This window comes from Terriglobus albidus, assembly GCF_008000815.1.
Lineage (GTDB): Bacteria > Acidobacteriota > Terriglobia > Terriglobales > Acidobacteriaceae > Terriglobus > Terriglobus albidus_A.
Window position 1 is genome coordinate 6163804 of record NZ_CP042806.1, and the last position, 26695, is coordinate 6190498.

Below are 26695 nucleotides of genomic sequence, written 5' to 3' on the forward strand. Positions count from 1 at the left end.
GCTGCTCTGACCGCACCCGTGTCTGCGAAGAAGGAGCCGAGAACAAGGTCATGACCTGTTTCTTTCAGAAAGGTAGATAAAGCTACTTTATCCTGACCTGCACGGAGCGCGCATCGTCCCTGCAGGATCCTTAACATGATGTAAACAGTTAGTTCCTGGTCTTCGATTCTTATTCGAAAGGATCAAACCTTCTGATACAGCCGATACCGCTCCGTCGTAATCGCATCAAACGGCCGCATCTCCACGTCGCCCTTTGACGTCGCAACCTTCCAGATCTTCGACCGGCTGCTGGTCCGCGCTGCCTTCAGCAGATTCTCCTGCGTCAGCCCCGTATCTCCCGGTTGAATCGCAAACAGCGCCAGCGGACCGACCTTCAGCGCAACAAGGTTACGATGTGCTGCATCGATCGGCTCCAGTACAGCGGGGAACGCAAATGAGATCTCCACACGATCGCCATCACGCCACTCACGCTGCACCTTGGCCCATGTACCGGCCGTAACCGCGACGCCGGCGTCCTTTCCATTCACCAGCAGACGATTCTCCCCTGTGGCCCATGCCGGAATCCGCAACGCCAGCGCGAACCGGCTTGCCGAACTCATCTTCAGGCGCATGCTGATGTTGTTGTCGTATGGATACTCCGTCTGTTGCTCGAGCTCCACCCGAGCTCCGCCCTGCTTCCACGCAAGCCGCGACGGGATGTACAGGTTTACATAAACGCCGGAAACATCGTGGAAGTACGCACTGAGGCCGTAGTCCGCCGTCAACTGCGGGAAGGTACCGGAGCAGCACGGCCACTTCTGTTCGTAATCCACCTTGACGGCATCCATCGAGTAGTCGGCGTAGTAGAAGCTGACGCCGTCAGACCGCATCGGACGAGCTCCCAGGATGGTGTTGTAGAGCACGCGTTCCATGCTGTCGCCGTAACTCGAGTCGCCCGTCACTGACAGCAGATAGCGGGTGATCTTGAAGTGTCCGTACGCTCCGCACGGGGTCTCGAAGCTGTTGTGGTTCTTCTCCAGCGACTTTGCAAGCTGGTCCGACCCAGGCGTAACGAAGGTCTCTCCCGGTCCCCAACCGCCGGTGGCAAAGCTCTGTTCCAGTACATAACGGAAGCCGTTCTGCGCTGCCCGCAGATGCTTCGCCGAACCATCATTCAGATATGCCTGCATCGCTGAACACAACGCATTCACATGGCTGTACGCGTGCTGCCCCGGAAGGACATTTTTCCCTTCTGCCAGCGGATTGAAGTAGGTATCGTCCTGCAGGAAGCGCTGAGCCAATGCGCGATAGCGTGCTCCGGCGCCGCGTTTGTACGCCAGATAGAAGTTCTCCGGCAGGGTATAGCTCTCATCCCACGTATACGACACATTCGGATGAGGACGTGCCGCCATCTCTTCACGGTTCAGAGCCTTGGGAGGAAGCCATGGCAACGCCGCGTCGGTAGCCTTCTGCAGCACCGGCAGAGCACTGTGACAACCGGCAATAGCATATGCATCGCTGAGACCGCACATCGTCTTCTCGAAGGTATACGCCGGCAGGCAGTAGCCCTTGTAGAAGTTGGTCGTAACCGTCGGCGCAAAGCCCGCGACCAGCCGCTCCACCTTTGCCTTCGTCGCTGCATCCCCAGTAACGGCATAAGCCCGGGCCAGACCGGAGAGATACTGCCCAAAGGTGTGACCTGGGATATATCCGGTCATGTTCTTCGGCGGATCGAATTTGTCCGAATAGGAATACCAGCCGCCCATATCTTCACCGGGCGCGGCCATACCGGCCGCCTGGCGGAATGGCTTCAGCAGACTGTCCTCTGAGAGATTCAAGAAGAGCTGCTGGTTATGCCGGAACTGCTCATCCAGCGGCCCCGGAAGCAGCTTCGCAGCTCCATAGGAAAAAGTCTGCAGCCTCACCGTATCCTGCTGCGATGTTGCAGCGGCTAATAGACGAGAGGCCGGGACGCGCGATACTACCGCGGCCCCGGCCATGCCCTTTAGAAACGACCGTCTCTTCATCGCAGCTCCTTGAAGCATCTACCGCAGCAGTGCGTTGGTGCACCAGATGGCAGCTTCCTGTCCGTGGAAGTCGCCTGTGCGGCGACGGCGAGCGTAGTAGTAGGCAAGATCGTTCTTCTTGCCAGTGCCCTCACACACCTGCGTGATGTCGCTGTTCTGATCGATATAGCCGGCCACGGCGATCCATCCCTTACGCGCCGCAGGACCGTACTCCGCCTCTGGCAGCCAGCCGTTCTTTACACCGGTGATGAAGGCGTAGGTAAACATCGCCGAGCTCGAACTCTCCGGCCAGGCATCGTCCTTATCGATCAGCTCACGCCACATGCCGTCTTTGCCCTGGTACTTCAGAAGGCCGGCCATCATCAGCTTGTAGCCTTTCAGGATTCGCGCACGGTCGGGATGATTGTCAGGCAAGTCACGCAGCATCTCAGCCATTCCCACGGCAACCCAGCCATCGCCACGTCCCCAGAAGAAGGGCACATCGGGCGCGTGATGGAACAGGCCATTCGGCTGCTGCAGTTTGTCGAGATAGCTCACCATCTCCTTTGCGGTGCGGTCCAGATACTTTTTGTCGCCCGAGGCGCGATACTCCTGCAGCTGCAGGATGGTGAGCATGTACATGTCGTCGATCCAGTAGCGGGTCTCAGCCGAAAGGCCGTCCGGCTGCGGATTCTCCCACTGACGGTCAGCCCAGCTCTTGCCATAGCTGGCATACTTCTCGTCCTTGGTCAGGATGCCGATCTCGATGGGCACGATGCCGAAGATCGAGTCGTCCACGTGCCGCCGCTGCGGAATACGGGACTCCTCGGCGCCACCGGGCATCAGCGGCTCGAACTTCTTAATCAGCTTGTCACGCAGCTCGGTATCGCCGGTGAGCTTAGAAAACTCCAGCGATCCGTACCATGCCCCGACTTCTGAGTAATGGATCGTGGCCGTGTACTGGTGAGGGCTCACAACAAAATGGTCGGCCAGCTTCTTTCCCACAACCTTGGGGTCGGTATTTTCCGGCCAGTTCGTGAAGTACTTGTCGCCGGGCTTCTGAGCCAACAGAGCGGTCGCAAAGAGAGGTAGAGCAGCCAGGATGCGGAGCTTCATAAGAAAACGGTTTCTCCTTCTAGAACGAGAGGATTGTACCGAATGGAGCCACCACTTGTTGAGTACTTCGTTTTTTCGCCGTCTCAACGGAATCAGCCCAGGTTAGCGCTAACAATGGCACGACCAACCCTCCCCCCCCCGACGTGGAGCATTTTTCCTGTAGGTGTAGTGTAGGGTTTCCGCATCCATGGGCGTTTTCCGCAATGAAAACGCCACTGCACGCCCCTTCCGGGATACCCCAGCAACCGGAAGAACCTCTAAACATACCATTCACTCGCTCACGAATGAGCAATCATCTTCTCAACCGCCTGCGCAGGCCGGTCGGCGGCCGCATTCCCACGCCTGACAATAAGCAGGCTGTTGCTGACGATCAGTGCCAGGCACGCCGTCACATAGGGAATCCATTCGTTGTACAAACGGATCTCCAGCGGATCCCCTGTATAGAACATCACTGCGACCCAGAGCGGAAGCAGATACGCGCTGCGGCGCAGCCGTGTGTCCGAAACTCTGTCATGAAACAGGACCAGCGGGATCCAGAGAAAACCGAAGGTGCTGGCAAAGAGAGGCCAGTGCGTTGGATTGGAGACGATATGCAGATTGTTCCGCCAGGAGATCACAATGCCGGTTCCGGGTCCTCCGGTCATTCGCTCGCACCACATCACCAGGAGCTGCCATACCACCAACTGAGCGGCTGCCTCGGCTAACACAAGGGGACGAATCTGCCGCCATGCCTGGCGCAGGGAGAACTCCTCCGGCAAGGAGCAGACAACAAACAGCAGCGGCAGGAACATCGTCGTCTCACGATTCAACGTTCCAATCAGAAAAGCCGCGTAATAAAGCCATCGCTTACGGCTGATCAGAGCGTATAAGCCGGTCCCGAAAAATACCGGCGTGGTCAGATCATAAGGAAACTGCGCTCGGATATCGAAGGAGAGCAGCTCGTGGGTATCGAGCATGTAGATGGCCGCCAGAGAGAGCCATTGCCACGGGGTCTGGCGTCCCAGTAGTTGGCGGATCAGTGTCCAGGTCACTACAACCATCAAAATTGACGCGACGAAGCCGGTAAGAAACAGAACCTGCTGCTCCGGAGTCATGATGCGCTTGCCCAGATGAAACACCCGGGTACCATGCAAGTGCAGAAATGCCCGGTAGACCCACTCCATGAAGATGCGCCGGCGGTACGGGCTCTCAACGTGACCATAGGCGAAATCCTGCAGGGTAAACGCGGGCCCCAGAGTGATGGAAAATCCCTGCGCGAACTGGAAGCAGCCAGCAATACACAGCATCCAGAAGAGAAGATTGCGCTTCCCGCCGGAGCCGCCGTCGCCGGAAACCGTTAGCGGCTGAACCTCGGTCGTAGGCATACTTCAAGCTACCATGCGGAACAGAACGGCGTGATGAAGGCAACCCGATTGCTTGCAGGTTGGCAAAGCCGGTCACCCACAGTGGCAATTGTCGCTGCATGGATGAGATGACGATAGCGTCCCACGCAAGCCGCCAAAAGTAAAAGCGCCGCAAAAGCGGCGCTTTTCTTCTTCCATCATTCCTTTATTCGATCATTCAATTACTTGGTAGCGACCGCTTCCCGCTGCACGGCAGCCTTCAGAGCGGCGGCCTTGTCGGTCTTCTCCCAGGTGAACGCATCGCCGGTGCGGCCGAAGTGGCCGTAGGCTGCGGTCTGCTTGAAGATCGGGCGGCGGAGCTCGAGGGTCTCGATGATGCCCTTCGGCGTCAGCGAGAAGTTCGCGCGGACAGCCTCAGTGATCTTCGCCTCGGAGACCTTGCCGGTGCCGAAGGTGTCCACCAGAACCGAAACCGGCTCGGCGACGCCGATGGCGTAGGCAAGCTGAACCTCGGCGCGATCGGCCAGACCGGCGGCGACGATGTTCTTGGCGATATAGCGGGCCATATAAGCAGCCGAACGGTCGACCTTGGTCGAGTCCTTACCGGAGAAGGCGCCGCCGCCGTGACGGCCCATGCCGCCGTAGGTGTCGACGATGATCTTGCGGCCGGTCAGACCCGAGTCACCCATCGGTCCGCCGATAACGAAGCGGCCGGTCGGGTTGATGTGGTACTTGGTGTCGGCATCCAGAAGCTCGGCCGGAATGACGGCCTGGATCACGTTCTTCAGGATGTCGGCGTGAAGCTGCTCATTAGTCAGCGTCGAGTTCGGATCGCGGTCCTTGAACTCGGCGTGCTGCGTCGAAATCACCACCGCATCCACGCGGACGGGCTTGTGGTTCTCGTCGTACTCCACCGTCACCTGGCTCTTGCCGTCAGGACGCAGGTACGGCATCAGGCCGTTCTTGCGGACCTCGGAGAGGCGGAACGACAGCTTGTGCGCCAGCGCGATCGGAGTCGGCATCAGGTCCGGGGTCTCGTTGGTGGCATAGCCGAACATCATGCCCTGGTCACCGGCGCCGCCGGTATCTACACCCTGGGCGATGTCAGGCGACTGGCTGTTGATCGAGGAGATGACAGCGCAGGTCTGGCTGTCGAAGCCCTTCAGGGCGTCGTCATAGCCGATAGCCTTCACCGTGGCGCGGACGATGTTCTGGAAGTCGACATACGCCTTGGTCGTGATCTCGCCGGCAACCACCACCAGACCGGTGCAGGTGAGGGTCTCACAGGCGACACGGCTGTAGGGGTCCTGCTCCAGGCAGGCGTCCAGGATTGCATCCGATACCTGATCGGCAATCTTGTCAGGGTGTCCCTCAGTTACGGACTCACTGGTAAACAGAAAACGGTCGCGTGTCGCCAAAACTACTTCCTCCAATGCCGCGTTGCAGCTCGTGTGATGCACTATTCATTTTACGCGGTTGTGCCCATTTCGGGTCAGATTTGCAGCGAGCGGGGCGCCTGGAGGGCCGAACGGGCCATTTCCCGGCAAAAAAGAGCGACGGCCGCCGAAGCGGCCGCCGTCCAAGATCCCCGATCAAGGGGAATGAAGGGTTTAGAAGGTGAGCTTTGCGCCAAGCTGCACGATGCGCTTGTCGCGGAAGCCAGTTACCTGGCCATAGGTTGTCGTCGTTGAGATATTCGTTCCCACGGTATCCCAGTTGGTGTGATTGAAGACGTTGATGAACTCGCCACGGACCTGCACCGAGACGCCCTCGACAATGCGCACGTTCCGGAACAGTCCCGGATCCACACGCCACCAGCCAGGCCCGTTGACCACACCGCGACGAGCATTGCCCGGACGATAGACGCCGGTTGGAACTGTCGCAAATGCTGCGGTATTGAACCAGTGCAGGTACTGGCCTGTACCGGTCCCCGAGTTCGGATCGGCGACCTGATCAGGGCGTCCGCCTGCCGCCGACGATCCCAGAAAGCCAATCCCACCTGGATCCACCGAGGAGGTCGCAGGGCTGAGCGGCAGACCGGTCTGGAAATAACCGGCAGACGACAGCTCCCAACCACCCAGCACCCGGTGAACCAGACCGCGCTGGTCCGCAAACGGCAGGTTGTAGACGAAGTTGAAGTTGAAGATGTGTGTACGATCGGCGGCGGCGCGGCCATACTCGGCCATCAGATCGTAGTTGTTCTGCGGTGCTCCGGTCCGATCGGCGCTGGCATTGGTCAAGGCACGTGACCAGGTGTAGTTGGCGCTGAACAGAGAGCCGTTCTTCCAGTTCTTCTGTCCGGCCAGCTGCAGGGCGTTGTAGTTCGCCATATACATGGGCGATACCGTATTGATCGCGTTGTAGCCCTTGTAAGGACGAATGCGGTTCAATAACGGCGTATTAGTAGTCGTTACCACATTGCCCGGAATGATTCCGGCGGTCACATAAGCCCCCGGCTGCAGATTGTTGATATCGATCAGACCGATCAGATGACGCGAGACATTACCCACATATCCCAAATCAACCATCACGCCGCCCGGCGCCATCGCCTGAACGTCCAGCGAGTACTGCTGAGTATATGGAGTTTTAAAGTTCGGATCGGTCGCGCGTACGACAAAGGGGCTGAAGCTGGCTGCCGCCGAATTACAACCGGCGGGGTCGTTAAGACACGTGTTGGGAATAGAGGGTGAATTCACATACGGCTTGTTCTGAAAGATGTTCTGCTCGTAGATGCCGAACAGAGCCGAATCATAAGCAAGACCGTAACCGCCACGGAGCGCGACCTTGCCGTTGCCCAGAACGTCATACGCAAAACCGAGACGCGGAGCAAAGTTCAGGCCGCTCGACTTGCCCACCTTCGCGCCATACGGAGAGCTGCCGCCGTTGACGCTCATACCATTCAGCGGATCGTAGGATGTATTCGGACTCACACCTGTGCACGGAGCACCGGTGGTGCAGATCAGGCCGTTGTTATCGATCGTGGGAGCTTTCGCTGCCACGTAGAGAGACGGATCGAAGGTCGTCAACATTCCCTTCGCGTCAGTCGGCTGATTGAAACGCGAATAGCGCAGACCGGCATTGATGGTCAAACGGCGAGTAGCCTTCCAGTCATCCTGAAAGAAGATCTCGTATTGCGTCGTACGAATATCCGGAGTCAGATCCAGCGATGCCTGCGAATAGGTCGTTACCCATCCGGTAAGGAAGTTGGCGAACGCCTGAACGTAGTTAGGAGTGCTGGCCGCAGGCGTACCGCTGACACCGGCACCGGCGTTGGTGAACGAGAAGGTACCCGCATTATTGCCGGCGTTATTTTCCGTCTTCTGGTACTTGTTCCAGGTGAAGCCGGCTTTGAGCGTATGGTTGCTAACAGTCTTGGCCACGTTCGCAAAGATATTGTGATTGCGGTTGTAGTCGCGGTACGGTCCATAGCTGGTGAGGTTTCCGTTGGTCACACCCGTGCTGGTGTATGTAATGGTCGGAACACGGGCCAACATAGACGAATAGGGAAGCTTCGGACTGATGTCGGGCGAATTAGCCTTGGCCATCAGTCCGACCGGATCGCTCGTGATTGCACCGTATGAGAACGCATATCCGCCATCAATCAACAGGGTGGGCGAAACGATATAGGTAATGTGCCCCAGCCAGTTCTGGCCGGGAGCGTTCGTCTTCGTGGTGTTCACACCCGGCAGTCCAGAACCGCTGAATAGGCCGCCGGGTTCGACGGTAGGGATGATGTCGTTGATCACACGGAACGTCGCCGTAATCTTTTGGCCGAACTGGTGATCCAGGCGGCCGATCTGCTGGTTCTGGTTATAAGTGCTTTGCTGCGTCGTGATGACGCTGTTCGAAGTAGCTGACAAGGGAAGCTTGGAATAGATGTCTTTGATGTAGGCCTGGGCAACCGGATTGATGGTGGTCACCTGATTGGAGTAGGAGGTGCAGCTACCGGCAGCATTGCGCGCAACGCAGACCGTGTATGCACCGAAGTTACCGGTCAACTGTGAAGTCACCGGCAGACCGGTGCTGCGCACCTGCGCCTGGGTCACCACACGACGAACTTCCTGTGAGTAGAAGAAAAAGGTATGGTCCTTCCACACCGGACCGCCGATGGTGCCGCCAAAGTCGTTATAACGAAGCTTCGCGCGCGGCGCTCCGCCCTGCTTGCCGAGTACGGTATTGGCGGCGAAGACGTCGTTCCGAACGAACTCATACAGGCTGCCGTGGAATTTGTTGGCGCCGGACTTCGTGATCACGTTAATCTGGCCGCTGGCGCTGCGGCCATACTCTGCCGAGTAATTGCCCCGCAGCGTACGGAACTCAGCAATCGCATCGACCGAAGGATAGGTCAGCACGTTCAGGTTCGCTCCGCGGTCGACATTATCCGCACCATCCACGGTCCAGTTATTACCGCTGGTACGAGCTCCATTTACGGAGAAGCTCACCAGGTTGTTTCCGCCGACAGGGTTCGTATTGCCGACATAAAGCTGGTCGCCACCGGTGTATGAGACGCCCGGCTGAAGCGCCACAAGCTGCTCATAGTTACGGGTAGCCGTCACCAGTTCCTTGATCTGCGTGCTGTCGATCAAGCCGGCCTGTGTCGAGTTCTCGAAGTTTATCTGTAGAGTGCTGGCATTAACGGTCACCGTAGAGTTCTCGGCGCCCGGCTTCATTTCGCGATTGACCGTAAGAGTATCGTTCGCGTGCAGAACGATGCTCTGCACCTCTTCGGCGGCAAACCCAGTTGCCTTGATATGAACGTCGTAGGTTCCGACTGGCAAAGCCGAGGCGGCATAAAACCCGGCATCAGAAGTTGTCAGTGTGCGGAGAGTCTGATTGCGTTCAGTGAGAACGATCGTGACGGTAGCTCTCTGAATAGCGGCGCCGGTGGGATCGGTTACCGTTCCGCTGATGCTACCTGTCACGGACTGCGCCAAGGCGGGCGTACCCGTCAGCAGCAGTACAGCCGCGACGGTACATAAATACTGCAAAATACGCTTCATAGTGGAACTGCCTCCTCAAAATGGCGAACAAAAGAGGAATCGCCAAACAACAATTTGGTTGGAAATGGAGGTGCTGACGCGCCACTTAAAAGGAGTTGGCTGCGCCGCGTGGATGGCATTTGTATTGCAAGCAGTTGAATATGCTGCAACAGGATTGTCAATGAAGATTTTGTGCGACTGACAGGGAAACGATCATTCCATCTGATCAAAGACGGCGGTTAAGCAAATACCATGCCAGCGTGGCCAGGAAGAGGAAAACGAGCCCCATCAGCGCAACCCCGGCCCATCGCAACCGGATCGCCGGGTCGGCGGCCTGGTCAGAATTCACCATATTTTCGGTAAATGCGAGCCAGTCGGCGTCGTCGTGCTTTAGAGAGCCACTACTGCGATAGCACTCCATAAAGCGATCGTGCCATTCCTGCTCGTCGAGTCCGACTACGCGGGCATAGCTACGCACCATGCCGCGGTTGAAGACCCCGCCGGGCAGATCTTTGAAGCGTTCCTCTTCCAGGGATTCCAGATGACGGACAGCAATTTTCGTCCTCTCCGAGATCATCTCCAGCGATATCCCACGCTCCGCACGTGCACGCCGCAGTTGCTCTCCGAATCCAGCCATGGATCCGTTCACCATGGTCTCCCCGTCACCCGAATATTATTTTCTTGAGCATAGAGACAGAATCCTATCGAGTCAAAGACAAGCACCCTGCTCTATCGACTAGACTAGCAGTAACGTGCGACTCCCCTTCCCAACCAAGGTTCCCCTGTGGGGCGCAATCCTATTTGCCATCGTGCTCTGCCTCTTCGAAGTACTTCAGGGCACATCGACCTTTTTCACGCTGGGCGTATTTGCCTACATCATTGTCTCGGTCCTGGCCTTCAATGCAGCTGGCGGCCTGTCGACGCCGAGCGGCGGGTACATCTTCTTCCAGGTTGTCCTGACAGCGCTGTTTGGCTTTGTGATGAAGGCCGTCTTGTGGGAAGCAGCTGACAGCAGACTGCGCGTACCTGAAACCACCATCATGGCCAACCTCGGCTTCAGCCTTGTCATGCTGATCGCCGTTTATGTGAAGCGGCCGTTGACCAAAAAACCTGCCATTCTCAGCGGCCTTCTTACACCCGCCAGCACACGGCAGGCGACCATCGGTTGTGTCATCATCGCCATCGCCATTGATGCCTACTCAGCCATTGCGGGCCTGGGAGATGGCACTCTTGCCAGCGCACTGAATCGTGCGAATGTCTTTCTTCCTATCGCCATCCTGATCGGTACGTTCGACACGGTCAGGCGGAGCGGAGGGCGCAAGAATGTGAGCTTAATTGCGGTCTTCGCTGGTGTTTACTCCTTTGTGATCGTCGGCCTCCTGAGGTACTCCAAGGAAGCAATGCTGGCGAGCCTTGTCGCCTGGCTGATCGCTGTGGCCGCCAGTGGCGGCAGGCTCTCTCTCCGGCAGATCGCCTTCATCCTCGTAGCAGGCGCGGGAATCGTGTACTTCCTGGTGCCCTATGCGCAGGGAGGCCGGGTTGACAGAGGTACTCCAGGCAATCAGCTCGACAAGGCAATGACTAACCTTTCCCGTATCGACGAGTTTCGTGCCCAAACGGCTTTAGACGCAGCGGACGCGGAGCGTCAGCCAAACGAACCGCTGTTTTATGACGAGAAGGTGGGATTTCTCGAGCGCTTCCAGATGATCAGTTGGGATGACGCTTTGATAGAAACGGCCGTTAACGGCAGCACACTCGGCTACACCCCGCTTCTGACATACATGTACAACATAGTGCCCCACTTCCTATGGCCCGATAAACCCGTGACAATTTGGGGGAACTTTTACGCCCATCGCATCGGAATGCTCGCCGACGACGACATCTATACAGGCGTCTCGTTTTCGCCAGTAGCGGAGGTATTTCTGATGGACGGCTGGAACAGTCTCTTCTTCGTCTGTCCTTTCATTTACATCGTCGTCTTTGCAGTCATCGATTCGGTAGGGGGCGACGTTCGCTATAACCCCTGGGGCCTCTTTTTCACCATGATCTCAGCCCATAATGCCAATGAAGGCATGCTTGCTGCCCCTTTCACGATGGCAACATTCCTGACGCCTCTGCTGATCGGGCTCGCCTATTTCACGGTATATGTACTTCCACTCATCGGCAGTCTGCTGCTGCCGCGCAGCCGCGCAGCGATCATGCAGGGCCGCACTCAGCCACGATTCATCCGTGAAACGCCAAGCTAGAGCATTTTCCCTGCGGGTGTAGTGCAGGGCCTCCGCATCGATGGGCGTTTTCCGCAATGAAAACGCCCGCTGCACGCCTCTTCCGGAATCCCCGGTAACAGGGAAAATGCTCCAAGGCGATACACTGCAAAAAGCATGAATAAGCTGGTTATTGGAAATCTCGTCCACAGACCGCTACGCTCGCTGATCAGCGTCTTCGCCGTGGCCATTGAAGTCATCATGATCTTGTCCATTGCGGCAATCATGTTCGGCATGCTGAACGGACAGAAGGTAAGGACCAGCGGCATCGGCGCTGACATGATCACGCACCCCGGCGCGGCATCGAATCTGATAGGCGTCAGCGGCGCCGCAGCTTCCATCAAAGTTGCAGATGTGCTGCGCCCCCTGCCTCATGTCACCGTGGTATCCCCCGTGAACATCAAGCTCTCTTCAGGCGCCACACTAGAGAACATCTACGGCATCGATTTCAAGAGCTTTCAGGATCTTCGCCCCTTCATATTTATCTCCGGTGGTCCCTTCCAGGCTCCTGACGATGCCATCATCGATGACTATGAAGCGGCTCGGGGGACCGGGAAAAAAGTAGGTGACCCCATTCAGATCCTCAACCATACCTTCCGCATCGCGGGTATCGTTGAGCACGGGCGCGGAGGCCGCAAGTTCATCCCGATCGACACCATGGGGCAGCTGATTGGTACCGAGGGCAAGGCCAGCTACTTTTATCTCAAACTTGACGACATCAAGAACAGCGACGCCGTTCGCGCTGAAATTAAGGCCACTCCGGGCATGGAGCAGTATGACGTTCAGACCATGGAAGAACTGCTCTCCAGTCTGACGCCCGATAAGATGCCGGGGTTCAATGTAGGCCTCCGGACTGTCATCGGCATCGCCATCATCATTGGCTTCCTCGTAATCTTTCAATCCATGTACACCGCGGTCATGGAACGCACCCGTGAGATCGGCATCCTGAAGTCACTGGGAGCCTCCAAAGCCGCCATCGTTGGCGCCGTCCTTCGTGAGAGCGGTTTGCTTGCCGTCTGCGGCATCGTTTTGGGGATCGCTGCGACATTCGGCATTCGCGCCGGCCTGCATGCAAAGTTCCCTACGATGGATTTCGAGCTGACAGGAAATTGGATCGCCATTGCAACCCTTCTGGCTCTTGCCGGAGCTCTCTTCGGTGCTCTCTATCCAGCGCTGAAAGCTGCAGCAAAAGATCCTATCGAAGCACTCGCATACGAATAGAGCATTTTTCCTGTAGGTCTAGTGTCGGGGCTTCCGCATCCATGGGCGTTTTCCGCAAATGAAAACGCCGCTGTACGCACCTTCTGGGATACCCAGCGACAGGGAAAATGACCTCCTCCTGCGTTATTCCCATGCAACGAATAACCCATGTCGGAGTCCCGTGGGGACGTGGGCGATTCGAGCGGAGCTCGAACCGCCCTTTTGTCATTTCGTAGCGACCGGGGTCCCCAGCCAGCTTGCTGGTTGAGGTGGATCGACCAACGGGAGCGCAGATTTCTCCGCTATCGCTACGAAATGACAAGCAAAATATGCTCAGGCGTTCTTATCCCAGAAAACCTAACGTACTCTTCGAGAAGTTACTCAGCTCCGGAAACACATTGCTGAGATCCTTGCTCTGCACCCCCAGCCACTGCGCCAGCGTGGCGGCATATTGCGAGCCGGAGGTTGTCGGGATCCAGAGTCCATTCGTCGCAAAGTCGTCATCACCGCCGATAACAAGGCTGGGGAAGGTGCCATACATATCACCACCCTTGACTGCACCACCGACGATGAGGTGATGATTGCCCCAGGCATGATCGGTTCCACCCCCGCTGTTTACCAGGTGCGAGCGTGCGAAGTCGGTCATAGTGAAGAGCGTCACCTGATCGAACATGTTGATCTCCTGCATGGCAGCCGCAAAGGCGCCGACTGCACCATCAAGATCTGCAAGATTCGATTCCTGTTGCGGGAGCTGCAGCGTATGCGTGTCATAGCCTGACACGCTGGAGAGGAAGATCTGCCGATTGACATCGAAGCGTGAACGGCCATTGATCATCTGCGCGATGACCTGCAACTGCTGGCCAATATATGTGTTGGGAAACTTGGTCTGAATGCTGGAGCCCGTGGAAGCGGCATCCACAAGTAGCTTCGTTGTGGACAGGTGACCGCTCTGCATCTCAGAGATCGTATTCGACAACGCGTTCGAGCCCGGTGTCGAGTCCATCTGATTCAGGGAAGGTGTCAGAGACTGCAATGCATTCAGAACAGACAGAGCGTTGTTACCGGCGCCGATGGCGGCGAGCTCGGTTGTTGTGCCGCTGCCGAGCAACTGCCATCCGCTGGTCGAGATCACGACGGGCGAGCTCGAAAGATTCTGCTTCGCGAGAAGATCGGCAAGACGTCCGGCCCATCCATTGGTGCTGTCAGCCTGTGTAAGCGCGGACTGCCATTCGGCGGCCTGCCCGGTGTGGGAGAACAGGTTGAGCGGCACCTTGCCCGTGGTCTGTCCCTTCTTGTAAGGCATGGTCAATGGACCCGCATTGCATAGCCATGTAGCGTGACCCTGGTTGTAGAGTGAGGCTACATTCTTCAGGCTGGGATGCAGACCGAAGAGACGTCCACCACTGGTAGCCCGCAGGCTGGCAAGGCTGGTTCGATCGAGAGCCAGTGCACCTCTACCGTTAGCGTACTGCGAGTAGTACGAGTCGACAGGAATGACAGTGTTATTTCCATCATTGCCACCGTCGAGATATATACAGACGATCGCTCGGTAGCCGCTATTGCTGCCGGCAGCCTGTGCCAGAAGAGGTGCTGAGATCAGCCGCGGAATGAGCGGTGCTGCACTCGCCCCTAGTGCAAATTTTGAAGTGTGTTTAAGAAATTCACGCCGATTCATCGTTGCCCTCTAACTTATGTTGTGTGCTTTACCTATTGAATGGTCTGGTATGCCGCGCTTGAAACTGCCATAAACATCAGGTCCGGGAGCATGGAATTAATCGATGATCCGGTGTTAGCGGCAATGTAATTGGTCAGTGTCGTGCGAACGCTATCGGGCATCTGGCCGTGATACAGCAGGTGATTGACGCGCGCCAGAAAGTCATCCGTGGAGGTGGCGTTCGAGAACGGAGATGTCTTCCAATTGACCTGGAAGCCTGGTTGCTTGTTAGTGAAGATACTGTAGATCAGGCCAAGCTTGGTGACACCGTTCGCATTCGTTAGCAGTTGCGCCTCAGGAGCGTAGGTCCCATTAGGAAGCATGTGATCGGGGCTGTAATAGCTGAAGACCGAGGACGGACTGTAGAGGGCCTGTCCCATGGCGGCGTCGACGTTGCGCACCTGGTCGTCCGTGTAGACACCCTGCACTGCGTTCATAACATTCGCCAGGTAGAGAGCGGGCTCCATGTAGTGTCCACTTGCGGAATCGACCTGTGCGGCGTCATCGCCTTTGCGGGCTTCTTTATCGAGCAGGATTGCCTTAACCACCGCACCGAGATTGCCACGGACGCCGTTGCCATCATCCGCGAAGACCGCAGCGATGCGAGCGATGTATGCGGGTGAGGGATTGCTGGTTACCAGATGCTGAATCAAACGGCGCGAGAGAAATGGCCCATAGTTCGGATGATTGAAGAGTGTTTCGACGACCGCATCGAGATCGACCTCTCCTCTTTGCCCCGCCGGCAGTGTGATACCGGGCAAAATATTCTTGGCGCCCTGGTTGTGCCATCCTTCCGCCATGACCATAGGAACCTGTATCTGAGGGAGAAGTTCTCCCGCGCGGGCGTATTTCCATCCACTCAGTGCGTTTGCCATCTCCGCGATGTTCGACTGCGTGTAGGTCGGTACCGGCTGTCCATTCGCATCTAGAACGGCTGTTCCATCCTGGTTGAGCTGCACGGTTCCAATCGTCATCAGCTGCATGAACTCGCGAGCGAAGTTCTGGTTGGGCACTATGCCGTTGTAAGCGGCGTTATTGGCGTTGTCGAGATACGAGCCCATCAGGGGGTTAACCGCAACATCTTTCAGAAGCGTGCGCGCATTGCCAAAGGCATCGTTCTCCAGCACTGCTTCCCAGTAAGGTCCGCAATCCGTGGAGACACAGGCGCTGCTGCCGCTAGCGACATAGACATGTGAGAGTGCGGACGAGACACGCTGACGCAGTGAGTACTGTAGCGACTGGGTATTGCGATAGTACTGTCCGTACGAAAGCCCGGCGGTACTGGTGTAGTCATAAGCCGGATTCTTCAGTTGCTGATCGATCCAGCTACTCATACCCATCTGCTGTACCTGTTGCACGGCGGCCGGCGTTGCGCCGTAGGCGGCTTGCTGCAGGAAACGCACGGCAGCATCGTAGGAGACCGGTAATGCTTTGACTGAGAGCTGCAATGTGCCGGTGCTTCCACCATCGGAGCCGCTCATGCTTCCCTTGATGGCTATCGATCCGGAGTCCCACGACTGCATCGCGGCCTGCACGGAGATCTGTGTATCGCTGACCTTAGTAAAGCTCTGCGACTGACCGTTGATCATCAACTGCGAAAGATTCGAGAGGTGAGTTCCTGTAATCGTGAGTGTGGTCGTGGCCCCGGCATCGATCTGCGTGGGCGTGCTGCTGGTTAGTGTCGGCAGCGCGCGGCCAATGGGGAGGGCCAGTGTCGCAGTGACAGATGGAGTTGCTGTCAGAGATGCGGTGATGTGCGCGGTGGTGCTTGCGGTAACGTTACTGCTGGCAGTGTAGGTGCCGTCCGTTGTTACCGAGCCTGAATCAGTGCGCCACGTGATGGATTGTGTTGTTGAGGCTCCGTTGAGCAGTGCCGTAAACTGCGTGCTCTCTCCTTCGCGAAGAGAGGCTGCAGCGGTGCTGACGGTCAGTGTCTGCGAGATGCCCTTACCGGAAGCGGTAACAGTCAGCGAGCCGGTGCTCGTGGCAAATGTAATACCTCCGGTCAAGGTACCGGACTGATCCGGTGTAAACAGTACAGCCATGGTGCACTTCGCGTTGGCACCAAGTGTGCCAAGACAGAGAGAAGTATCCGAGTGGAAGCTGCCGGTAACGTTGATGCTCTGCACCGTTGCTGCGGCGGTGCCGGTGTTGCTGAGAGTAATGTTCTGTGCAGCGCTGGCGGCGCCTACCGAGGTGTCAGGGAAGGCGAGTTGTGTCCCGCTCAATGTCAATAGCGGCGCACCGGAGGAGGTGCTGCCTGACGATCCGGCGCCGGAAGTAGAGTTGGAGACTGCGGATGTGCCAGACTGGCCTGTACCGCATCCATACAGAACGATCGACGCTCCAAGTGCAAGGTGGAGAACCACATCTCCCATGTGCTTTCTGAAAATGCGAATCCGCTGCCGCTCAGCCATTGCTCTGCTCCCTGCACAGGCTTATCGGCGACGGATAGGAATATCGCTGCGCTGTTGCAAGATCGGACAGTGCACTGGTTGCAGCACACATAACGCCAAAAGCTGCCGTCTGGACCGCACTTCTGGAGACCGCTGTGTGGACTGCGAGGATGATCCGTTAAAATCACATACGTGAACGGAAATTACCGTGTTCTTCGTGGAACCCTGCTGGCAGTCGCGGCAATGTTCTTCGCGTTGCACGCCGTACACCTGACTGCTGACTTCCCCAATCACTCCCCTTGGATGGATTGGGCCAAGTACACGGACGAGGGCTGGTATGGCGATGCCGCTATCCGCTACTTCCTGCGGGGCAACTGGTACGTCTCAGGCGACTTCAACCCTGCCGTCGCGCTCCCCGTCTGGCCGCTCCTGGAAGCCATCGTCTTCTCCATCTTCGGCGTCAGCCTGGCCACGGCACGCGGCCTGGCCATCGGGGTCTTCGGCGGCATTCTGCTCGTGACCTATCTGCTGCTTCGCCGCATGCGCCAGGCCTCACTGGTACCGGCCGTAGCGGTTTTGTTATTGGCGGTAAGTCCATTCATCTACGCATTCAGCCGGCTCGCCATCCTGGAACCATTGCTGATCTTGCTCACCCTGCTCGGTCTATACGCAGGATCCTTTGTGCGGCCGGCGGCGACGGGACGCACGAGATGGCTACCGGCGATTGCTCTTGGCATCATTCTGCCCCTCATGGTGCTGACCAAGACGACAGCGGTCTTTCTGCTTCCCGCCATCTTCTGGATGGTCTTCGCGCAGTCTGAATACAACTGGCGTGAGGCGCTGCGGTTCGCGCTGCCGGCAGGCGTAACTGCCGCCGCGATCTGGGGCGGATACTTCCTGCTCTTCGTCCGGCCATATTACCTGGCAGACTACCGTTACCTGTTCAGCGCAAATCAGTACACCAGCTTCAATAAAGAGCCTTTATGGAAGGTGATCGCCAATACCTTCCGCGACGGCATGTGGATGGGACGGGCCTCCTACTTCCTGGTTGCCATCGCGCTTGGGGCGGTCGTGCTAACCCATCGGAAGGCGTGGCGCAATCCGCTATACGTCTCGCTTCTGCTATGGGTAGGCGGCTACTTCTTTTTCCTGGCGTATCACAACAATCTTCAGCCCAGATACTACCTGGTGATTGCGGTTCCGCTGACGATCCTGTTGGCCATCTCGCTGACGCTGCTCTCTGAGGACCGTGCGATGGTGCGCGGCGCGGCTGCTGCGGCATTAACAATCGTTGCAGTGCTGCACGCGGCAGAGACGGTCCACTACGTACGCAATCCGGAGTACACCTACCTGAATGCCGCACGCCGAATCCGCTCCCTGATCGATGCGGATCCGCGCGGAAACCACCTGGTGCTCTCTATCTCCGGATCAAACCTGGCCCTGATGACCGGACTGCCGGCCATTTGCGACGACTTCGGCACCATGGCGCTGGACCAGCGGGTCGCCGCCTACAAGCCCGGATGGTTCATCACCTGGAACCTGGTGGAAGACGACAAAATGGACGCCCTGGCGCCGCTCTATAAGCTGACGCGGGTCGCAGAATATCCAGCACTCGACGACCCGGAGCGTAATTTGCTCATCGTCTATCGCCTTGACCCCAAGGCGGCGACACCCGCCCCTACGAAAAAGAAGACGCGCAGGCGGCCACAGTTCATGGCCACCTCGCTTCGCGACGGAGAGGCAAAGGTCTCGCTCGACGACGAATAGTTCAAGCCGTGCCTAGGCCGTTTTCGGCTCCCAAAGGGCAAACATTGCACCGGTGGGATCAAGCAGGATCGAGAAGGCGCCCATCCCTTCAACCGTATCTCCATGCAGGAGCTTCGCGCCGAGAGAGACAGCCTTATCGGTTGATTCCTTCAGGTTCTCGACACCGACGTACGGAGTCCACTGGGTGGGAGCTCCAGGCATGGTAAACATGCCGCCACCCGGGCCGGAGTCGGTCTGGAAGATGGAGTAGACCCCGACGGGCATCTGATGATCCTGATAGGTCCATCCGCATAACTCGCCGTAGAAGGCCTTTGCCGCGGCCAAGTCCGGCGTCGTCAGTTCAAGGTGTACGAAGGGTAGCTTTGCCATGCGGGAAGAGTGCTCCCGCCGCACCGCCGCGAGCAAGTTAATTCTCGATCAAGCTTTCCGCTTCGCGCTCTTGATCGATTTTGATTTCACAGGCTGCAACTCCCTCACCGTGGCAGTCTTGACCGATTTGGCTGGCCTGGCAGTCTTTGCATTCTTCGTAACACGCAGGCGGTGCGCTGTCATAAGCGCTCCGCGAATCTGATCTTCGCTGGCCGCAGCCAGCACCATGTGGGTGGCGCCGTTGCGACCCCAGCCACCAGGAACGGGCAAAAAGATCTCGGGCAGTTCTTCCACCAGGGGCTGCTGTGTCTCCGGGTCGAGCATCAGGTTGCCGTAACCCTTCGCCTCAGCGGCGAGTGTCGCAAAAATACGTCCGCCGACGCGAAAATCGGCAGCGCCCATGTGTGAGCCCTCTTCGGCGCCGGGAAGTGAGAGTGCGATCCTGCGAAAGTCGGCGGGAGTCATCGGCCAACATTTTAGCCGCTTAGTGCGCTCCGGCCGGTGGACCTTTTCCTTTGACCTTCTGGAAGGCCCAGACGATTGCCACACACCCCAGACATAGCAGCGCTAACAGACGGAAGACATCAACGAACGCCCAGTACAAGGACTGCCGGATAAGTTGTTGATAGAGATTGGCGTTAGCTCCCGCGGCGGCATTGGCCGGGCCGAGAAAAGAGCCCGCCAGGAACAGCCGCGTCGTCTGCACGGCCTGTTGGAACGCGGCACCCGTGATGGGCACGAAGTTGGTTATCTCGTTCTGGTGGAGGGCGGCACGGCGCACCAGCAACGTCTGGGCGATCGAAATTCCGATGGAGCCGCCGACGTTACGCATCAGGTTGAAGAGCCCGGAGGCATTACCGATCTGGTCATTACGCAGCGTGCCGTAGGCCATGGTGCTGATGGGCACGAAGACGAAGGCCAGAGCCACACCGGTGATCACGATGGGCCAGAAAAGCGTCGTCGGCGAGATGTCCAGCGTGATATTGCCGAAATAAAGCGTCGTAAGCCCGAAGACAAGGAAGCCGAGCGCAAGCAGGATGCGGTTGTCAATCTTCGACGAGATCTGGCCCACCAGGACCGAGCCGACGATCGCACCAAGACCACGTGGAGCCACGACCAGACCGGCGGTGAAGGCGGTGTAGCCCAGGAGCTCCTGATAGAAGAGCGGAAGGACGGTCACCGTCGAGTAGATGGCCATGCCGAAGAGCAGAATCAGTAGGCAGCCCACACCGAAGTTACGATTCTTCAGAATCTGCAGACAGACCAGAGGATCACGCGATCGCCAGGAATGAATGATGAACCAGATCAGCGAGACCACCAGGAACGTCGCAGCCCAGCGAATCCAGATGGCTCCGAACCAGTCATCCTCCTGCCCCTTGTCGAGAATGATCTGCAGACAGCCGGTCCAAACGCACAGCGTACCGAAGCCGATCATGTCGAACGCCGGCACCTTCGCCTTAGAAATATAAGGGGGGTCGTGCACGAAGCGGCTGATCATAAAGACCGCAAGAATGCCGAACGGAATATTGATATAGAAGGCGTATCGCCAGGAGTAGGTATCGGTCAGCCAGCCGCCGAGTGTAGGCCCGATGACAGGAGCGACGACTACACCGAGCGCGAAGACGGCCATCGCCGCGCCTCGTCTGGCCGGCGGGAATGACTCCAACAGGATAGCCTGCGAGAGGGGCTGCAGGGCTCCTCCGCCGGCGCCCTGAATCACACGAGCCAGAAGCATGAGCGCAAGACTCGGAGCTGCTCCACAGAAGAAGCTGGCAATGGTGAAGATGGTGACGCAGGAGATGAGGAAGCGCTTACGTCCGAAGCGCAGGCTGCACCAGTTCGAGGCCGGCAGAACAATCGCATTCGAGACCAGGTAGCTGGTCAGCACCCAGGTAGCTTCATCGTTCGAGGCCGAGAGCGAGCCCGCAATATATGGCAACGCAACGGCGGCGATAGAGGTGTCCAGAACCTCCATGAAGGTTGCCAGCATCACCGACGCAGCAATGAGCCACGGGTTTACCCCCTGGGTGACGGCGTTGGATTGGTCCACCGTAGCGGCGGCTGAAGCCATGTTCCCTCTCGTTAGGGGTAAGGATTTCCAAAACAGGCGCGTTTGATCTCGTTAGAAGCCGGCCGCAGCGAAGAGGATGCACCTAGAGCATTTTCCCTGTTGCTGGGTACCCCGAAAGGGCGTGCAGCGGCGTTTTCATTGCGGAAAACGCCCATGGATGCAGAAGCTCTACATTACACCTGCAGGGAAAATGCTTCATTTCTCGACCGTCACCAGAAGCAGAGCATTTGGCGCGAGTTGCAGACGAAGGGCGCCGTTTGCCAACCGCATATGCTCGGGCTCTTCCAGAGCCGTCTTGCTGTTAAGCTCTGTAGCCTGGGCGGCTGTAGGGCTGACGGGACTTCCCATCGCCTTGTAGAAGGGAGCAACGTTGCTATGCGTCTCATCGACACGCTGGATACTGACATCGGCATTCGCGCTAACGCCTTGAAGCTGCAGCGTAACGGTACTTGTTTGCGGTTGCGCCTCAGGATCGACCAGATTCCATAACGCGATAGCCAATCGCCCATCCGCGAGGCGAGTGACGATAGCGTTCTTCGACGGATTGGCGATGCGCTGCTCACCGAGCTTATGCAGCAGAGCAAAGTCATAGAAGGCGGGTTTGTTAATCCCGCCCATCGCGCGGATCCCGAACTGTGTAAAGGGAGCGCGCGCCGGGCCTCCCTCCTCAAAGACCTCAGAGAAGGTCCAGAAAGAGAGATAGTCGACATTGCCATCACTCTCGCGGATGGTGTTCGCAAGCGCCGGGCCGACGTACGGCGTCTCGCGAGCGTCGTGGACGGGATAGACGTTCCATTCGGTCCAGAGCAAAGGAAGGTGCGGCGTCGGTGAAGAGTCGATCTGGCGGCGCACCTTTGCGACAACGGCAGCAACGCGGTCTTCCGGCGCAATCACCTCGTCGGTGCCGAGCAGGCGCTTCACGGGCTCGTCGGCGTAGCCGTGGGTCGAGACGAAATCCACCGGAACGTGGTCGCGGGCGCAGAAGGCAAGGAACCCCGGAATCCAGGCAGCGGCGGCGGTCGCTGGACCGCCGACACGAAGGCGCGAATTGACGGCTTTCAGAGACCGGGCGGTGTTGGCGTAGAGAGCGAAGTAGGTCTCGCCCCGGGGAACGCCACCCCAGAAGTCGATGTTCGGCTCGTTCCACACCTCGAAGTACCACTGCGCCACTTCGTCGATACCGTAACGCTCCACCAGATGGCGGGCGAGTGCCGTCATCAGGTCGTTCCAGCGCTTGATGTCCTTAGGTGGAGAGACGTTCTGCTTGTACCAGAAGGGATGCAGTGCGTCGGGGTTGAATGCCAGCTTCTTCGGCATGAAGCTGAGCTCCACCACTGGACGGACACCTGCGGCGCGCAGGCCATCGTAGACCTGGTCAATGTAGTTGAAGTTGTAGACCGGATTACCATGTTCGTCCTCGTTGTAGACGCCCAGCTCGTCATGCAGGATGGCATGGAAGCGGATGTACTTAACCCCGGTAACGGCGTGTACGGCGGCGAGGTCGTCGCGGTAGCTCTGACGAAGGGAAAGAATCGCGCGGCCTGAGCCGAACATCTCTTCCCAGAAGTGGGGAAAGGGTTTGGCCTCGGCATGGGCATCGACACGCACCGTCTCTTCCCGTTGCGCCACAACGGGAAGTACGGCACACCACAACAGCACGGAAAGGACGGCTCGGCGGCGCATACTGCGCGGTTAGATGCAGGGGTGTCGATAAATTCTTGCCAGTCAGATTTTTTGTCGAGGGGTGAAAGATATCCAGCCGGCAAAGCTACCGAGGATCCCACCCATCGCGATGCGATGGATGGGGCACCCGGTGTATAGCTTCCGATCCGCCAGTCCGCCTCAGAAGAGGTGAAAGCAGGTCCTTCACTTCGTTCGGGATGACAGCATTTTGAATGCAAACTTTGGCGGCAAGAACCGGGATGTGGCCAGCTGGCTAACCGTTGCAGGATACTGACATGAACTTCGCTATGGCACTTCGCCCCTCCATCCCGGCCGCGATTCCAACCGTGATCGAAGACACCCGCTGGAAGCAGGTGCTCGACCGCGATGCTGCCGCCGGCTTTGTTTACGGCGTGCAGTCGACCGGAATCTTCTGCCGTCCATCCTGCCCCAGCCGCAGGCCGAACCGGACACAGGTCCGCTTCTTTGACACCACAGCCGAGGCTGCGGCGGCCGGCTTCCGCGCCTGCAAGCGCTGCCGGCCGACCGAACGTCTCCATGACCGTTTTGCCGAGCCGGTGAGCCGGGCGGCGGCGTATCTTGCCGCCCACAGCGATGAGACGGTCACTCTGGACGAACTCGCCCGAATCACTCGAACGAGCCCCTTCTCGCTGCAGAAGAATTTCAAGCGCATTCTCGGGGTGACACCGAAGGAGTTCGCGGCAGCGAAGAAGCTGGAACGCCTGCGCAAGCACCTTCCTCAAGGACGGGTAACAGACGCCACTTATGAAGCAGGCTTCTCTTCGCCGAGCCGCATGTACCAGGCGGCGGAAGCTCTGGGCATGACACCGGGCGAGGCGGGACGAGGAGCGCATGGGCTAACGATCCGCTTTACCACCAGCGAGTGCTCTCTCGGCCGAGTGCTGGTGGCAGCAACCGACAAGGGCATCTGCTCTATCGCCTTCGGGGACTCTCCATACCAGTTAGAGATTGATCTGCGCGCCCGGTTCCCTCACGGCGAGATCGTATCGACAGAAGACGATCCACTGCTGACGCAGGGAGTTCGTTTTGTGCTGGCTCAGCTGCGGTCTGCTTCGCACGAGCTCGATCTGCCGCTCGATCTGCGCGCAACCGTCTTTCAGCAACGGGTGTGGAAGGCACTACGCGAGATTCCTCGGGGAGAGACACGCACCTATGCCGAGGTGGCGAAGTCTATGGGACAGCCCACAGCAACACGAGCCGTGGCACGCGCCTGCGCGACCAATCCGGTAGCCGTAGCAATTCCCTGCCATCGTGTGATTGGAAGCGATGGCAAGCTCACCGGCTATCGCTGGGGAGTGGAACGGAAGAAACGTCTTCTGGAGATGGAAGGCAAATTCTAAACATTGAAGCCCGCACAGCATGGGGCGCCCATACACCGGGTGCCCCACATACGCGAAGCTTATGTGGGAAGATCGAGCGCAGCTCGATCCGCTTTTTGTTTGTCGTTCCTCAGAGATCTGTTTTATTGCCTATCCGAGACAAAAAGACGGTTCGATCTGCGCTCGAATACCCATGTCCAGAATCGGGACACCACCCCAGCAAACTTGTCTGCTGGGGACCCCGGACATAGGGCATCCGGTGCATAGGCTAGTCCAGACGCGGTTCAAATCGGAAAACATCAGGCCTACTGTAGTGACCAGCAACGTCGAGGTCGAACTTGCCGCGCTGAATCTCGTCCATGTCGAGCTCAGCGAAGAGGAGGTCGGGTTCCGCCACTGGGCCTGCGAGCAGTTCGCCGCGTGGAGAGACGATAAGACTTCGGCCGTGGATCTCTCCACCGATTTCCTGCAAATCCGCAGGCCAGTCGGATGTGGCAAGTTGCTGGCAGGCACTGAGGACAAAGCAGCGTCCCTCATAGGCGATGTGCTTCATGCTGGTCTGCCACATCTCGCGCGCATCCACAGTCGGTGCGCACCATAGCTCCACACCCTGGTTGTAGAGGTGTTGCCGGTAGAGCGGCATGTAGTTTTCCCAGCAGATAGCCATACCGATGCGGCCGATCTCTGTCTGGACGACCTGCATGGTGTCGCCTCCACCGAAGCCCCAGATCAGACGTTCACTGCCTGTGGGCATGAGCTTTCGGTGTTTCGCCACAACGCCGCCGTTCGGTGTGATGACTAGCGAGATGCAGTAGAGCGTATTGCCATCGCGTTCGACCGCGCCGCTAACCAGGTACAGGTTCAACTCATGGGCGAGAGATTCGAGCTGCGCTGTCTCCGGGCCGGGACAACGAATCGCGGCTTCCATGTAGCGGCGGAAGAGCTCGCGACCTTCGTCCGTGCGATTGCCTACGGTGGCCCCGAAGCTTAGGCCTTTCGGATAACCACCAACCATCGCCTCGGGGAGTACAAGCAATTGCGCGCCTTGAGCGGCGGCTTTGCGGCAGAGCGTCTCGACGCGATCGAGAGTACGCGGTATATCGAAGAGGATGCTACCGGCCTGGGCAACAGCGACTTTCAGCATGGAGACGACTCCTCAAGACCATTCAATCATCCGGCCATCCATGCAACGGTGGCCCCAAGGCGTATTAACAAATCCGCTTTCACTGCGGAGTTTATCTTTCTATGAGCATCAGACGCGCCTTCAGTGCTTCATTCTCGGCATTCCGAGCAAATTTGCCGAAATCTAGTGTCTGTTTCTCAGGATGACAACTTTTTGACAAGAACTTTGTTGGCTCGGCGACATCTATTGAATATGCGGGTGTTGATCTTTGGAGCAAGTGGAATGGTGGGGCAGGGCATCCTGCTGGAGTGTTTGCGGGCTGTCGATGTAGCAGAGGTTGTCTCCGTCGGGCGGTCACCGCTACCGCAAAAGCATCCGAAGCTGAAAGAGATTCTGCTACCGAACCTCTTTGACATCGCTACCGTAACCGACGATCTGAGCAACTTCGATGCGGTCTTCTTTCCGCTGGGCGTTTCGTCGTTTCGTATGTCCGAAGCGGACTATCGTTACATCACCTATGACCTGGCCATGAAGATCGCCTCGCTGGTGGCCAGGCAGAGTCCGCAGGCGACCTTCTGCTACGTCTCCGGCCGTGGGACTGATATCAACAGCCGCACCATGTGGTCGCGAGTCAAGGGCGAACTCGAAGAGGCCCTGCTGCGGCTGCCGTTTGCCGATGCATTCATGTTCCGCCCCGGGGCGATCCGGCCGATGGACGGCATCAAGACCAAAACGCCGCTCTATAACGCCATCTACCTTCTTTTCAGTCCAATTGTTCCGCTGCTGGCACGACTGTTTCCAGCGCAGATTACCACCACGCGCGAGGTAGGCAAGGCGATGCTGGCCGTGGCGCGGAAGGGATATCCCAGCCCGATTCTGGAGCCGATCGATATTCGCCGGGCCGCCGGAGTCTCTATTTAGGGGCTGTTTCCCTCGTGGGGGCCTGTGATACGTTGCCCCCATATGTCCTATACCGAAAGCTACGAGTGTGATGTTTGCGGCAATAAGAAGGGAGAGCGCGACCTGTGGTGGCTCTCATTCAGTGACTGTATCCCTGGCTCCTCACCCGACGACACCATCCCGGTCATCAAGTTCTCTCGCTTCGATGTCAGCCACTCCCATGACAAGACCGTAAAGCATATCTGCGGCGCCCAGTGCGCGGCGACGCTGATGAACCGCTGGATGAGCGACCAGCACGACGACCCCGATCAGCATTGCGCCCGGTAGCACACCAGCACTTGTGCACAGGAAAGTGGGCGTTGCGCCCGGTAAGGAACAGAGCACCTGTGCACCGTAACATCGGGCATTGCGCGCGGTAGAGTATTTCTCCCGTAGGTGGAGTGCA

At 58.0% G+C, this 26695-nt stretch carries 19 protein-coding genes; 6 read left to right on the forward strand and 13 right to left on the reverse strand.

Features of this window, described 5'->3' with window-relative positions:
• Window positions 1–182: 182 nt before the first annotated feature.
• The 6 genes from FTW19_RS24645 to FTW19_RS24670 form a co-directional block, all read right to left on the reverse strand.
• The gene (locus FTW19_RS24645) at window positions 183–2006 is read right to left on the reverse strand and encodes a beta-L-arabinofuranosidase domain-containing protein (protein ID WP_147650202.1); all 1824 of its coding nucleotides are present in this window, start codon (window positions 2004–2006) and stop codon (window positions 183–185) included.
• Window positions 2007–2024: 18 nt separating this feature from the next.
• A complete protein-coding gene (locus tag FTW19_RS24650; protein ID WP_147650203.1) occupies window positions 2025–3101 on the reverse strand; it encodes a glycoside hydrolase family 88/105 protein in 1077 nt (358 codons plus the stop codon).
• A gap of 278 nt (window positions 3102–3379) precedes the next feature.
• Entirely contained in the window at window positions 3380–4465 is a 1086-nt protein-coding gene (locus FTW19_RS24655) for a hypothetical protein (protein ID WP_147650204.1), read from the reverse strand.
• Window positions 4466–4665: 200 nt separating this feature from the next.
• Window positions 4666–5862 carry a methionine adenosyltransferase gene (gene metK, locus FTW19_RS24660; protein ID WP_147650205.1) on the reverse strand — a complete coding sequence of 399 codons (1197 nt, stop codon included), beginning with the start codon at window positions 5860–5862 and terminating at the stop codon, window positions 4666–4668.
• A 192-nt stretch (window positions 5863–6054) separates the two neighbouring features.
• Entirely contained in the window at window positions 6055–9444 is a 3390-nt protein-coding gene (locus FTW19_RS24665; protein WP_147650206.1) for a TonB-dependent receptor, read from the reverse strand.
• Window positions 9445–9649: 205 nt separating this feature from the next.
• Entirely contained in the window at window positions 9650–10075 is a 426-nt protein-coding gene (locus tag FTW19_RS24670) for a helix-turn-helix domain-containing protein (protein WP_147650207.1), read from the reverse strand.
• A gap of 100 nt (window positions 10076–10175) precedes the next feature.
• Here FTW19_RS24670 and FTW19_RS24675 point away from each other — a divergent pair, with 100 nt between their 5' ends.
• The gene (locus tag FTW19_RS24675) at window positions 10176–11669 is read left to right on the forward strand and encodes a hypothetical protein (protein ID WP_147650208.1); all 1494 of its coding nucleotides are present in this window, start codon (window positions 10176–10178) and stop codon (window positions 11667–11669) included.
• Window positions 11670–11804: 135 nt separating this feature from the next.
• Window positions 11805–12908: an ABC transporter permease gene (locus FTW19_RS24680; protein ID WP_147650209.1), complete on the forward strand. Its 1104-nt coding sequence runs from the start codon at window positions 11805–11807 to the stop codon at window positions 12906–12908.
• A gap of 322 nt (window positions 12909–13230) precedes the next feature.
• On the opposite strand, the gene FTW19_RS24685 is transcribed toward FTW19_RS24680, so the two are convergent.
• Window positions 13231–14562 (reverse strand): DUF1501 domain-containing protein, encoded by a 1332-nt coding sequence (locus tag FTW19_RS24685; protein ID WP_147650210.1) that lies wholly within the window; start codon window positions 14560–14562, stop codon window positions 13231–13233.
• A 32-nt stretch (window positions 14563–14594) separates the two neighbouring features.
• Window positions 14595–17018 (reverse strand): DUF1800 family protein, encoded by a 2424-nt coding sequence (locus FTW19_RS24690; protein WP_147650211.1) that lies wholly within the window; start codon window positions 17016–17018, stop codon window positions 14595–14597.
• A 171-nt stretch (window positions 17019–17189) separates the two neighbouring features.
• Between FTW19_RS24690 and FTW19_RS24695 the strand changes: the two genes are divergently transcribed.
• The gene (locus FTW19_RS24695) at window positions 17190–18764 is read left to right on the forward strand and encodes an ArnT family glycosyltransferase (RefSeq protein ID WP_246153483.1); all 1575 of its coding nucleotides are present in this window, start codon (window positions 17190–17192) and stop codon (window positions 18762–18764) included.
• Window positions 18765–18776: 12 nt separating this feature from the next.
• Here FTW19_RS24695 and FTW19_RS24700 read toward each other — a convergent pair whose 3' ends face one another.
• From FTW19_RS24700 to FTW19_RS24715, 4 genes are all read right to left on the reverse strand, one after another.
• Window positions 18777–19133, reverse strand: a complete 357-nt coding sequence (locus tag FTW19_RS24700; RefSeq protein ID WP_147650212.1) for a VOC family protein — start codon at window positions 19131–19133, stop codon at window positions 18777–18779.
• Between the two features lie 48 nt (window positions 19134–19181).
• Entirely contained in the window at window positions 19182–19598 is a 417-nt protein-coding gene (locus FTW19_RS24705; RefSeq protein ID WP_147650213.1) for an MmcQ/YjbR family DNA-binding protein, read from the reverse strand.
• Window positions 19599–19617: 19 nt separating this feature from the next.
• Window positions 19618–21204 carry a DHA2 family efflux MFS transporter permease subunit gene (locus FTW19_RS24710; RefSeq protein WP_147650214.1) on the reverse strand — a complete coding sequence of 529 codons (1587 nt, stop codon included), beginning with the start codon at window positions 21202–21204 and terminating at the stop codon, window positions 19618–19620.
• A 195-nt stretch (window positions 21205–21399) separates the two neighbouring features.
• On the reverse strand, window positions 21400–22887 hold the full coding sequence (locus FTW19_RS24715; protein WP_147650215.1) for a GH39 family glycosyl hydrolase: 1488 nt from the start codon (window positions 22885–22887) through the stop codon (window positions 21400–21402).
• 275 nt (window positions 22888–23162) lie between these two features.
• Between FTW19_RS24715 and ada the strand changes: the two genes are divergently transcribed.
• Window positions 23163–24248: a bifunctional DNA-binding transcriptional regulator/O6-methylguanine-DNA methyltransferase Ada gene (gene ada / locus FTW19_RS24720; protein WP_281292410.1), complete on the forward strand. Its 1086-nt coding sequence runs from the start codon at window positions 23163–23165 to the stop codon at window positions 24246–24248.
• Window positions 24249–24495: 247 nt separating this feature from the next.
• Here the strand turns inward: ada and FTW19_RS24725 are convergent, their stop codons facing one another.
• On the reverse strand, window positions 24496–25371 hold the full coding sequence (locus tag FTW19_RS24725) for a carbon-nitrogen hydrolase family protein (protein WP_147650216.1): 876 nt from the start codon (window positions 25369–25371) through the stop codon (window positions 24496–24498).
• Window positions 25372–25578: 207 nt separating this feature from the next.
• Between FTW19_RS24725 and FTW19_RS24730 the strand changes: the two genes are divergently transcribed.
• Window positions 25579–26271 carry an epimerase gene (locus FTW19_RS24730; protein ID WP_246153484.1) on the forward strand — a complete coding sequence of 231 codons (693 nt, stop codon included), beginning with the start codon at window positions 25579–25581 and terminating at the stop codon, window positions 26269–26271.
• Between the two features lie 42 nt (window positions 26272–26313).
• Window positions 26314–26577, forward strand: a complete 264-nt coding sequence (locus tag FTW19_RS24735) for a hypothetical protein (RefSeq protein WP_147650218.1) — start codon at window positions 26314–26316, stop codon at window positions 26575–26577.
• The last annotated feature ends 118 nt before the right edge of the window (window positions 26578–26695 follow it).